At 69.1% G+C, this 11952-nt stretch carries 10 protein-coding genes; 8 read left to right on the top strand and 2 right to left on the bottom strand.

The genetic code is table 11. From position 1 onward, the window contains the following. Window positions 1-268 precede the first annotated feature (268 nt). The 4 genes from HNQ61_RS08570 (at window position 269) to HNQ61_RS08555 (ending at window position 5420) form a co-directional block, all read left to right on the top strand. Window positions 269-1120: a carboxypeptidase-like regulatory domain-containing protein gene (locus tag HNQ61_RS08570; RefSeq protein WP_170039910.1), complete on the top strand. Its 852-nt coding sequence runs from the start codon at window positions 269-271 to the stop codon at window positions 1118-1120. Window positions 1121-1359: 239 nt separating this feature from the next. Beyond that, window positions 1360-3159: a translation elongation factor 4 gene (gene lepA / locus HNQ61_RS08565; protein ID WP_170039908.1), complete on the top strand. Its 1800-nt coding sequence runs from the start codon at window positions 1360-1362 to the stop codon at window positions 3157-3159. 281 nt (window positions 3160-3440) lie between these two features. Further along, window positions 3441-4400, top strand: a complete 960-nt coding sequence (locus tag HNQ61_RS08560) for a heme-binding protein (protein ID WP_183685582.1) — start codon at window positions 3441-3443, stop codon at window positions 4398-4400. Window positions 4401-4583: 183 nt separating this feature from the next. Continuing rightward, window positions 4584-5420 (top strand): glycosyltransferase family 2 protein, encoded by an 837-nt coding sequence (locus tag HNQ61_RS08555; RefSeq protein ID WP_221305257.1) that lies wholly within the window; start codon window positions 4584-4586, stop codon window positions 5418-5420. 92 nt (window positions 5421-5512) lie between these two features. Here HNQ61_RS08555 and HNQ61_RS08550 read toward each other — a convergent pair whose 3' ends face one another. Continuing rightward, entirely contained in the window at window positions 5513-5956 is a 444-nt protein-coding gene (locus HNQ61_RS08550) for a DUF5615 family PIN-like protein (RefSeq protein WP_170039902.1), read from the bottom strand. Beyond that, on the bottom strand, window positions 5953-6534 hold the full coding sequence (locus HNQ61_RS08545; protein WP_170039900.1) for a DUF433 domain-containing protein: 582 nt from the start codon (window positions 6532-6534) through the stop codon (window positions 5953-5955). The genes HNQ61_RS08550 and HNQ61_RS08545 overlap by 4 nt, the downstream gene beginning before the upstream one ends. 339 nt (window positions 6535-6873) lie before the next feature. On the opposite strand from HNQ61_RS08545, the gene HNQ61_RS08540 reads away from it, so the two are divergent. The 4 genes from HNQ61_RS08540 to HNQ61_RS08525 all read left to right on the top strand — a co-directional run bounded on the left by HNQ61_RS08540 (window position 6874) and on the right by HNQ61_RS08525 (window position 11900). Beyond that, window positions 6874-7878: an ROK family protein gene (locus HNQ61_RS08540; RefSeq protein ID WP_170039898.1), complete on the top strand. Its 1005-nt coding sequence runs from the start codon at window positions 6874-6876 to the stop codon at window positions 7876-7878. A gap of 716 nt (window positions 7879-8594) precedes the next feature. Further along, window positions 8595-9344 carry a 5'/3'-nucleotidase SurE gene (gene surE / locus HNQ61_RS08535; protein ID WP_205762200.1) on the top strand — a complete coding sequence of 250 codons (750 nt, stop codon included), beginning with the start codon at window positions 8595-8597 and terminating at the stop codon, window positions 9342-9344. Then, entirely contained in the window at window positions 9326-10000 is a 675-nt protein-coding gene (locus HNQ61_RS08530) for a protein-L-isoaspartate(D-aspartate) O-methyltransferase (protein WP_205762198.1), read from the top strand. Before surE ends, HNQ61_RS08530 begins: the two co-directional genes overlap by 19 nt. Window positions 10001-10151: 151 nt before the next feature. Next, window positions 10152-11900: a hypothetical protein gene (locus HNQ61_RS08525; protein ID WP_170039894.1), complete on the top strand. Its 1749-nt coding sequence runs from the start codon at window positions 10152-10154 to the stop codon at window positions 11898-11900. The last annotated feature ends 52 nt before the right edge of the window (window positions 11901-11952 follow it).

The raw sequence follows: 11952 nt of genomic DNA, 5'->3' as shown, positions 1-11952 counted from the left end.
GGTATTCGTCACGCGCGAGGGAGAACGATCGTCCCCCGCGCGTCCGGACATCCACAAGGTATGCGGCAGGCACCCGCCCGGCGTGGGTCAGTCAACCCATCCGGCCCGAATCCCGCATCACCCGCCCTCGCCCGGTCCCGATCGCCGCTTTCAGGGTGGATGACGGGAAAGGGAACTCGGCCGCGCGCCGGGGATACACAGTACGCCGGCATCCGGTCTGGATGCCGGCACCGCCGCAGGTACGACTTCCCTTCGCCCGCCAACCGCCATGAGAACCAAGCTCGCACTCCGTCCGCTGCTCGGCGCCGCGCTGCTGGCCGCCGCCATCGCGCCGCACGCGGCCGCGCAGACCATTCACGCCGCGGTGGTGCGCGGGTCCAGCGGCGAGCCGCTGCCCGAGGTGCTGGTGCGCGCCCAGTCTGAGGACGGGCGCACTGTGGGCGCCGGGTTCACGCGGCTGAACGGCGTGGCGGTCCTGCGCCTGCGCGAGGCGGGAACGTTTCGCCTGGTGGCGCAGCGCGGCGGGTACAACGACGCGAGCGTGGGAACCGTGCGGGTGGGCGAGGACGGCGACGTGACCGTGCCCGTGCGCATGACGGCGCGGCCGTTCAGCATGGACACGGTGACGGTCATCGCCCAGCTGCGCAGCGAGCGCGGGCGGCAGGCCTTCAACCGGCGCCGGGTGATGGGCGAGGGCGTGTACCTGGACAACGACTATCTGCTGCAGCGCAACCCGCGCGAGGTGACGGACTTTCTGATCGGCGTGCCCGGCATCGCCATGCGCCCGGGCCGGGAGGGCGCCGTGCCCGTGAGCATGCGGGGCACTCGCTGCATGGTGACGCTGGTGGACGGCCGCCCCGTTCCCGCGCTCATGCAGCCGGTGGAGCGCGACGTGGTCCGCCAGAGCATGAACCGGCTGACGGCCAACCCCCGCGGCCACGTCATCTCCGATCCCGCGGGACGCTCGCTGAACCGCATGGTGTTTCCGGACGACGTGGTGGCCATCGAGGTGTACCGCGAGTGGAGCGAGGTGCCGCTGGAATACCGGCAGTACGCGTTCACGCCGCAGACGCCGGAACGCTGCGGCGCCTACCTGTACTGGACCGGCGCGCGCTGGTAGCCCGCCGCGCGGGGCACCCCGCGCACGGAGGGAAGATGGAGGCCCGGCCCCGGATCACCGGCGGCCGGGCTTCCGCGTTTCCGGCCGCCGCCTTTCCCGGCGCGTCCTCCCGCGCGCCGGGACGATCGCCCGTCATCCGCCCGGGACGGCGCCGGGGCTTTCCGCAAACCGTGGTGCGGGGTTAACTTGCAGTCTTCTGCGCCCTGATTTTTCAAGACCGATCGAGCGGGACACGCACGTTGCGACTGAATCATATCCGTAACTTCTGCATCGTCGCACACATCGACCATGGGAAGAGCACCCTGGCCGACCGGCTGCTGGAAACCACCGGCACGCTGCAGATGCGCGAGATGAAGGACCAGGTGCTCGACTCGATGGACATCGAGCGCGAGCGCGGCATCACCATCAAGCTCAACGCCGTGCGCATGCGCTACAAGGCGCGCGACGGCGGCGACTACCAGCTGAACCTGATCGACACCCCGGGCCACGTGGACTTCACGTACGAGGTGTCGCGCTCGCTGGCGGCGTGCGAAGGGGCCATCCTGGTGGTGGACGCGTCGCAGGGCGTGCAGGCGCAGACGCTGAGCAACCTGTTCCTGGCGATGGAGGCGGGGCTGGAGATCATTCCCGTCCTCAACAAGATCGACCTTCCCGGCGCCGAGCCGGAGCGCCGCCGCGCGGAACTCGTGGAACTCCTGGGCGTGGACCCGGCGGACGTGATCGCCGCGTCGGCCAAGGCGGGCATCGGCATCGAGGACATTCTGGAGGCGGTGATCGCCAAGGTGCCGCCCCCGCAGGGCGACCCCGAGGCCCCGGCGCGCGCCCTGATCTTTGACTCGTACTACGACAAGTACGTGGGGGCGGTGCCCAGCATCCGCGTGGTGGACGGCGTGCTCAAGCCGGGGATGCGCATCGCCTTTGGATCCAACGACAGCGTGTATCCCATCGACGAGGTGGGGTACCTGCAGGTGGGCCGCTTTGCCGCCAAGGAGCTGCGGCCGGGCGAGGTGGGATACGTGATCGCCGGCATCAAGCGCGTGGCCGACACGCGCAGCGGCGACACCATTCTGGACGCCGAGAACATGGCGTCGGAGCTGCTTCCGGGATACCAGGAAGTGAAGCCGATGGTGTTCGCGGGGATCTATCCCACCGACACCGAGCAGTACGAGGACCTGCGCGACGCCCTGAGCAAGCTGCAGCTGAACGACGCCTCGCTCGTGTACGAGCCGGAAACGTCGCTTGCGCTGGGCTTCGGGTTCCGCTGCGGCTTCCTGGGGCTGCTGCACATGGAGATCATTCAGGAGCGGCTGGAGCGCGAGCACAACCTGGACCTGATCACCACCGTCCCCAACGTGAAGTACACGGTGCGGATGACGGACGGCGAGGTGCTGTGGGTGGAAAGCCCCAGCACCCTGCCCGATCCCACCAAGATCGACGAGATCGAGGAGCCGTACGTGCGCACGCGCGTGCTGTGCCCGGCGGAGTACATCGGCGCGGTCCAGAAGCTGTGCCACGACCGGCGCGGCAACTTCATGGGGATGGCGTATCCGGACCCCCAGCGCGTGGAGCTTCAGTACGAACTGCCGCTGGCGGAAATCGTGCTGGACTTCTACGACCGGCTCAAGAGCGCCACGCGCGGCTACGCCTCGCTGGACTACGACCTGATCGGCTATCGCGCCAACCCGCTGGTGAAGCTGGACATGCTCATCAACGGCGACCCGGTGGACGCGTTCAGCGTCATCATCCACCGCGACAAGGCGTACGAGTACGGCCGCAACATCGCCGAAAAGCTGCGGCAGCTCATTCCCCGGCAGCAGTTCGAGGTGGCGATCCAGGCGGCGATCGGGCAGAAGATCATTGCCCGCGAAAGCATCAGCGCGCTGCGCAAGAACGTGACGGCCAAGTGCTACGGCGGCGACATCAGCCGAAAGCGCAAGCTTCTTGAGAAGCAGAAGGAGGGCAAGAAGCGGATGAAGCAGGTAGGAACGGTGGAGATTCCGCAGGAGGCTTTCCTGGCCGTGCTGCAGCTGGGCGGCTGAGGCGGCTCACCTCGCACCTCCGAGAGCGACCCGCGGGGCCGCTGCGCATTTCGCGCGGCGGCCCCGTTCTGTCTCACCGGAGTTCCGGTCCGGTCCAGGGCGCGGGCCGGCGTGTGGAGGCATGGCGCGCCGCATCCGCTCATCCGCGGAACGGAACGACGGCGGCGGCCGTGTCGTCAGTGGGAGCCCGCGAACGTGATGCTTGACGCCGGCGTGCCCGCGATGCATTTCTTTGGCGTCTTTCTTTGCGGTTCACGCCACACCATCATCGGGGGTTCATCATGAGCGGTATGCAGCTTGGGAAGGACTTTGTCTTCAATCCCGAAATTCAGACGCCGCCGGATGCGGGGCTCAAGGCCGCCGCGGCGCCCGTCGCCGAGGGGGCGGAAAGCGGACTGGGGCTGCTGGGCCAGCTGCACGGGCACTGGAAAGGCACGGGCTTCAACACCATCTGGCGTCCCTTCTTCGGCGTGCCCGGCCAGGGCCACTTTCTGGAACTGAACCGCACGACGGAAACGCTGACCGTTGAGAAAATCCATGGCGCCATTCCCAACCGCGGGTTGCTGCAGAAAGACATCGACATGTTCGGTGTGCACTACCTGCAGAAGGTGAAGGACGCCAACACGCTCGAGGCACTGCACTTTGAGCCGGGCATCTGGCTGAACATCCCCGAAACCAGCAATCCACTGGAGCCACCCACGGTCGCCCGCCTGGCTTCCATTCCGCACGGGACGACCGTGCTCGCCCAGGGCACCGCCAGGCATACTCCGGGCGGCCCCACGTTCGACCCCGTCGACATCACGCCCTTTCTGATCGGCCACCCCACGGAGCTGAGGCCGTTTCCGGAGTCGAACCTTGCGGTCACGACCAAGTTCCGCTCACCGGTTCTCACGGGGATCACGCAGAGCATGGTGGACAACGCCAACTCCGTGCTGGCGAGCGACAACGCGGGCAAGAAGATCACTGGCACCAGCACGTTCCGCATCACCTCCGACCCGCAGCCCGTGGCCGGGGGCGGGACGGCCAACACGGCATTCCTTCAGGGACTTCCGGGTGGCGCGCCCAACGCTGACGCGGTGAAGACTTCCGCCATCTTCTGGATCAACGAGGTTTCCGACGGCACCGGGACGCACCTGGAACTGCAGTACACGCAGACGGTGCTGCTGGACTTTGGCGGGCTCAGCTGGCCCCACGTGTCGGTCGCCACGCTGCGCAAGGTCAAGTCCCCGACCCCGGACTGAGCCGGCCGCGGCTGCACCGCCGGCGCGCTGGACAGGGGCGTCTTCCCGCGCGGGAGGACGCCCCTGTCTGCATGGGTCCGTTTGTCCACCGTGGGGCTCGGGGTTACAATCCCGGGCTCGCGCGCCGCGTTCGGCCGCGCGTTCACACGCATCGTTCACGGGGGATGGATGGCGCAGCCGCGGATGTCGGTCGTCATCACGACGTACAACCAGCCCGGGCCGCTGGAGCTGGTACTGTGGGGATACGCCGCCCAGACCGTCCCCCCGCACGAGGTCATCGTGGCGGACGACGGCTCGGGGGCGGAGACGCGCGCGCTGGTGGACCGGCTGCGGCGCGAAACGGGGCTTCCGCTGGTCCACGTGTGGCACGCGGACCGGGGATTCCGCAAGACGGAGATCCTCAACCGCGCCATCGTCGCGTCGACGGGCGATTACCTGCTGTTCACGGATGGGGACTGCATTCCGCGGCGCGATCTGGTGGAGGTGCACCTGCGCGAGGCGGACTGGGGGCACTTTCTGTCCGGCGGATACCTGAAGCTCCCGGAATCCGTCACTCGCGCGATCACGGTGGAGGACGTGCGGGAGGGGCGGGCGGCGGATGCGGGGTGGCTGCGGTCGCGCGGATGGCAGCCGGGCCGGCACGCGCTGCGCCTGACGGGTTCCGCGCGGCTCGCCGGGGTGATGGACCGGCTGACGCCCACCGCTCCGACGTGGAACGGCCACAACGCGAGCGGATGGAAGGAAGACATCGTCGCGGTGAACGGCTACGATCTGGACATGGAGTACGGCGGACTGGACCGCGCACTGGGCGAGCGGCTGGAGAACCACGGCGTTCGCGGGCTGCAGATCCGCTTTCGCGCGCCGGTGCTGCACCTGCACCACGAGCGGCCGTACGCCGACCCCGCCAAGGTGAAGCGCAACCGCGAGTTCCGCGGCCACATCCGCCGCGAGGGCATCGTCCGCTCGCCGCGCGGCCTGGCGGAACTGGAGCCCGCCTCCGAACTGCTCGTCATCCGCTGAGAACGCTCGTCATCGACCGAAAACGGATCGGATCACGCAGAGCAGCAGAGGAGCAGAGAAGGAACGACGAACAGGGAGAGCGATCCGCGCGATCACTCTCCTTTGTTGTTCTTTGCTGCTTTATCTGAACATCCCGCGCTGCGCCAGGAAGAAGCGAGTGCCGGGTCGGGGATCTCGAACATGCTCACCTGTCCCCGGTCGTTTACGACGAGAACGCGGTTGATCATGTCGACCGGCGGATCGGCGGATTCGATGAAGGCGAGCGCGGCCTCGAAAAGCCGGATCTGCTCCGCGCGGGGCACGTCCGGCAGCGAGATGGCACCGGGGTGAACCTCCTCCCGCTGCAGCATGGGCCGGAAATCCTTCCAGTTTCCGGTGACAAGCGTCAGATCTTCATCCAGCATCCGCCGCCGGATCGCGAAGTCCTGCCGACCCTTCCAATCCAGATGCTGGATGTGGTAGGCATTGTACCCACGTCCGTTCGCGACGTCACGCAGCCTGGGCGTAACGTCTTCGTCGATCAGGAACTGGATCACGCGCCGCGGGCATCCTCTGCCCGTTTCATGGCGCGGGTCCATTCCGCGCGGGGCCGTCCCCGGCGCGGGTACAGCTTCGCGTACTGCGTGGCAAGGTCGATGTCGCCCTCCCGCAGCCGCGGGTAGTCTTCCGTCAGCTCCTCGCGCGTCGCGCCGAGTTCCAGCTTGCGCGCGATCGAGTACACGGGGATGCGCGTTCCCGCGAACACCGGGTCGCCGCCGTGTACCTCGGCATCGCTCTCCACCCGCGCGCTGATCCGGGTGAGGAGATCCAGGCGTGCCTCGAACCTCTCGATCGTCTGCCGCAGATCGATGACAACCGAGCCCATCTCCAGCCTCCGGGGGAGTTCGGCGAGCGCCTTGCCGCGGAACAGGCGGTACACTTTGGACCGGATCTCGGGCGCGAGGAGGGAACTGAAGCTCAGGAACACGGCCGCTCCGGCATCCACCACCCGCGTGACGTGGTCCGCGGACCGGCGCAGCAGGCGCGACTGGATCTGCTTTCGGTCGATTGCCTGATTGACCGCCTTGATCGCCACGCCGGCCAGAAACGCGGCCTCGTTCACGGTGATTGCCATCTCTACACTGGTGCGCCGCTCAGGTACTGCAGTCATAATCCATCCCCGGTTAAGGATGGATTATACCCGCGTCATCATCCATGGTCAATCCTGAAAGGGCGGACCCCGGTGGATGCGATCGGGCGGCAGAGCGGAGGACGTGGGCGCTTCCCGGTCCATCCATCCGCGTTTCCTCGCTGACCTTTGTGAGAATCCCAATCCGCGGAGGGGAGCAGCACTCGTGGCGGGTTCGGGAATGGACTTTCCATCCCTTCGCACGGGATGTAGGTTGGCCGCGCCGGTATTTCGGACAAGGACGGGCCGCACCGCGCCGCCCCCGGCGCCCACACAGGAGAACGCATGACGCCCGGAACGGCGCAGAAACGGTGGATCGTGGGGGTGGACCTGGGCGGCACCAACATCGTCGTCGGCCTGGTTCCCATTGAAGGCGGCGAGGTGATGGGCTTTCGCACCGTGCCCACCGACGCCCAGCGCGGCGCCAAGGCCGTGGTGGACCGCATCGTGGCCATGGTGGACGAGGCGATCACCGACGTCACCGCCTCGCACGGCACCACGCGCGACGCGGTGGCCGGCGTGGGGATCGGCTCGCCCGGCCCGCTGGACCGCAAGACGGGAACGGTGATCAACACTCCCAACCTGGGGTGGCGCAACTTTCCGCTGCGCGATCTGGTGGCCAACCAGGTCAAGCTCCCCTGCACGCTGGACAACGACGCCAACTGCGCCACCTACGGCGAGTGGTGGCTGGGCGCCGGCCGCGGGGTGAGCACGCTGGTGGGGCTTACGCTGGGCACGGGGATCGGCGGCGGGATCGTACTGAACGGCGAGATCTACCACGGCTGCAGCGACGTGGCCGGCGAGATCGGCCACATGACCATCGACAGCAACGGCCGCAAGTGCAAGTGCGGCAACTACGGCTGCCTGGAGCAGTACGCCAGCGGCCCGGCCATCGCCCTGCGCGCGGTGGAGGGGATCGAGGCGGGCGCGTCCACGGCGCTGGTGGAGATGGTGGACGGCCGCCTGGACGAGATCACCGCCGCGACGGTGTACGAGGCCACGGTGCAGGGCGATCCCTACGCGGCCGAGGTGATGAAGGACACGGCCAAGTTCCTGGGCGCGGGCGTGGCGAGCATCATCAACATCCTGAATCCGGAGATGGTGGTGATTGCGGGTGGGGTGACGCGCGCGGGCGACACGCTGTTTGAGCCGCTGCGCGCCGAGGTGCGCCGCCGCGCGTTCCGCAGCGCGCAGGAGTGCTGCCGGATCGTCCCCGCGCTACTGCCGGGGACGGCGGGCGTGGCGGGCGCGGCGGCGGTGTTCAAGCGGGAGAATTACGGCGCGGTGTGAACGGAAGTGCGTGAGTGCGGGGTGCGTTAGTGCGTTAGTGCGAGGGAACTGAAGTGCTCGGTGCTCAGTGCCTGGTGCTCAAGGTGACTGTGGCGCGCACTGCCGGTGGGGCCCTCACCTCGCGTGCTTCGCACGACGACCCTCTCCCACGAACAGATGTGGGAGAGGGAGCACACACCAGTTTGGCGCGGATCGGCTGGGTCCAGGGCGGCCCCCACCCGGGCCGGCACCACCGGCCCACCCTCCCCAAAAAAGACTGGGGGAGGGTTGCGGCGGGCGGAGAGTTCAGCGCCCGAGTGGGCGGCTCCGGCGTGGCGGCCGATTGTGTTGAGCGAACGAATACGCCGCTCAAACGGCGGGAACCCCCGACACGGCGCTATTCGCGCCCCGTTCGGGGCTTCAACCGCAACGGAATCCGCCGATGGGTGCCGTGGTCCGCCATCGCGCTGAGGTCTCCCCCTCTCCCGCTTGCGGGAGAGGGGGCCGGGGGGTGAGGGCTGCCCGCCGCCGCGCGAGATCGTCCGGATCGAGCTGAGTGCAGCGCGCCTCCCTCCGCTGGGAGGCGGCGCTGCGATGAGACCGCACTGACGCACTCACGCACTCACGCACCCAGCACTCACGCACTTTCTTCTTTCTACCCAGTACTGTTCTTGGAAAATTCCAGTCCGTGGCAGCGCTCCCGGCATCCCAGAATCAAGCTGCCCGAGAGCGAGCCCATGTTCATCCTGTGCACCAACGACGACGGGTACCAAGCCCCCGGGCTGGCTGTGCTGGCCGAGGCCGCGCGGAGCCTGGGCGCAGTGCACGTCGTGGCGCCGGACCGGGAGCAGAGCGCCCAGAGCCACGCGCTCACCATGCACTTTCCCCTGCGCGCGCGGCTGGTGCGCGAAGGCATGCACCACGTGGACGGCACGCCCACCGACTGCGTCGCCGTGGCCATCGGCGCGCTGCTGGAACAGCGCCCGCACCTGGTGCTGAGCGGCATCAACCATGGCCCCAACATGGGCGAGGACGTGCTCTACTCCGGCACCGTCGCCGGGGCCATGGAGGCGACCATCCTGGGCATTCCCTCCATCGCCGTCTCGTACGCCGGGCGCGACGCGGAGCACCTGGAAAGCTACGGGCCGCTGCTGGCCCGCCTGCTTCCGCAGCTGGCGGACTTCGGCCGGTTTCCGCCAGAAACGCTGCTGAACATCAACCTGCCGCCCATCGACGCGGGTGACGTAAAGGGGATCGAGGTCACGCGGCTGGCCCGGCGTGTCTATCTCGACTCGCTCACCCGCGCCAAGGACCCCAACGGGCGCGAGTACTTCTGGATCGGCGGCGGCGAGGTGGAATGGTCCGCGCCCGAGGGCACGGACTTTCACGCCGTCAGCCGCGGCTTCGTGTCCGTGACGCCGCTGCACCTGGACCTCACCAACCACGCCCTGCTGCAGGACGTGGCCGCGTGGAAGCTGGCGCTGTGAACGACCGCTTCATCGGGCAGCGCCGCGCCCTGCTGAACGTGATGCAGGAGCGCGGGATTCACGACATGAACGTGCTGCGCGCCTTTGACGCGGTGCACCGCCACGAGTTTCTGCCCTCGTCCGTGCTGCACCGCGCCTACGAGGACGCGCCGGTGCCCATCGGGTTCGGGCAGACGGCGTCGCAGCCGTCGCTTCAGGCGCTGTACATGCAGGTTCTGCAGCTGAAGCCGTCCGACAAGGTGCTGGAAATCGGCACGGGATGCGGCTTTCAGACGGCGGTGCTGGCCCAGCTCGCGGACCGCGTGTACTCGGTGGAGCGCCTGCGCGACCTGAGCGTGCGCGCCCGCGAGCGGCTGGATGCGCTGCGGGTGTCCAACGTGGCGCTTCTGGTGGGAGACGGCACCATCGGGTGGAGCCGGTACGCGCCGTACGACGCCATTCTGGTGGCCGCGGCGGCGCCGGACGTCCCCGGTCCGCTGCTGGACCAGATGGCCGAGGGCGGGCGGATGCTGATTCCCGTGGGCAGCCGAGACGTGCAGCGCCTGGTGTGCATTCGCCGCGTGGACGGGCGGTATACGGAAGACGAGGTGACGGCGTGCACCTTTGTTCCGCTGCTGGGGCGCTTTGGATGGGAGAGCGAGGCGCCCCGCGGATGACGCGGTCCCCGTGCGGCGTGCACGGGGACCGCTTTCGTTGACAGAAGATTCTGCCCGCGGTACGTTCCGTCGCATACCTGCTCGCTTTCCGGCACATCGCGCGCATGCGGTTCGTCTCCGCGCACATCCCCATTCCCACTCCCGCGACCCGATGACCGCTCCCAACGGCGACTCCATGGACGGCTTCGTCTTTCCGCCGTTCATTCCGTCGGCTTCGCGCGCCGCGCAGACGCCGCCGCCCGCGCCCGCCGCGGCTCCGGCGCCAGCCCCCGCGCCGGAACGGACGAGCCTGCCGTGGGATTCGGACACGCCCGTCATCCGCGACACCGCCGCACCCCGCGCGGAACCCGCCACGGCGGAGGACGACGATCTGCCTTGGCTGGAGGTTCCCTCGGCCGGGGAAGCCGTCGAGGCCAGGCCCGCGGATGACGGTCAGCCGTGGAGCACGCCGGCGGACGAGAGCGCCGCGGAGCAGCCCTGGAACAACTCGGCGGAGGACGACGCGGCCGCGCAGCGGTGGAGCAGCGCACTGTCCAACGAGCCCGCCGCGGATCTGCCGTGGAACAGCGCGCCCTCAGATGACGCCTCCGACCTGCCGTGGGACACCGCCGCGCCGGACGCCTCCACCGCGGACGCCTCGTGGTCTCCCTCCGATCCGCCCGCCGCCGACGCGCCGTGGGCTTCGTCGGACGAAAAGGCTTCCGACGCGCCGTGGGCCGCCGCCGACCACACTTCTTCCGACACACCGAGGACTTCGTTCGAGAGCGCGCCTTCGGATCAGGCAGCGCCGGACGCGCCCTGGGCTTCGTCGGATGAGGCCCGATCGGACGCGCCTTGGAATTCTTCTGAGAACGACGCCCCCGAGGCGCCGTGGAGCGCATCGGATGAGGCGGCCCGGTCCGACGCCCCGTGGACCGCTCCGGAGAACGCCGGCTCGGCTGCGCAGGATGATGCCATTTCCGGCACGCCGTGGAGCGCTTCGGATGAGGCCGAGGCTGACGCGCCGTGGGCGACCCCGGAGAACGATACATCCGACGCGCCCTGGGCCTCAGCGGATGCAGCCACGCCGGATGCACTCTGGGCCAGCGGGCCGGAGCACGACACGGCGGTGTCCGGCGGATCGGTTCAGGACACGGATGATCTGCCGTGGATGAGCGCCGCGGCGGATGATTCCGTGGTGGATGAGCCCGAGTACGGCGTAGACGCGGTCCCCGACGCGCGCCCGTGGTCGGATAGCACCCCGGCGGATGAGGATGCGCCCGACCCGAAGCCCGCGGCGGCGCAGGCGGACGACCCGTTCCCGGACTGGCTGGCGTGGGATGCCCGCGCGGAGGCGGAGGCATCCGCGGAGAGCAACGCCGTGCCGCCGCTGGACGGCCTCGACGCCTTCCTGAGCCCGTCCGACGCGGACGCGGCGGACGACGTGGTGTGGCCCGTGGCGCAGCCGACGGCCACGGTGCCGGAGTCGGAAGAGGAGTTCTCGTTCGAGTCGCTGCTGGAGCCCGCGCCGGTGCCCCAGCCCACGGTGGAGTTCGCCGTCGCGCCGGAGACGACGCCGGTGGATGCAGGCGAGGAGCCCGCGGCTGACCCGTTTACCGCCGCAGCGCTTACCGAAACCGAGGTCCTGGTGCCCGCGGCGGATCCGTTCGCCACGGATTCCGGCGAGTTCGCGGCGCAGGTGGTGGAGAGCGAAGCCGCCGTCGCCGCCTCGGCACCCGCCGCCTCGGGCGCGGCGCACCCGCTGCAGGGCGCGTTCGAGCAGGCCGCGGCGCGGCTGGAGGAGATCGCGCGCACGCTGCGCGAAAACCCGGATCAACTCATCGCGGGCGCGGCGGGCGATCCGCTGGCCCTGCTGGTGACGGGATACGTGCTGGGCGCGGCTCACGGCCCGCAGCGCTGACCCGTCCGCCGCGACGGAACGGACCGGCCCTCCCGCGTGCCACGCGGGAGGG

Source organism: Longimicrobium terrae (assembly GCF_014202995.1).
GTDB lineage: Bacteria > Gemmatimonadota > Gemmatimonadetes > Longimicrobiales > Longimicrobiaceae > Longimicrobium > Longimicrobium terrae.
Note: the sequence above shows the minus strand (reverse complement) of the source record. Positions and strands in the feature narration are given on the sequence as shown.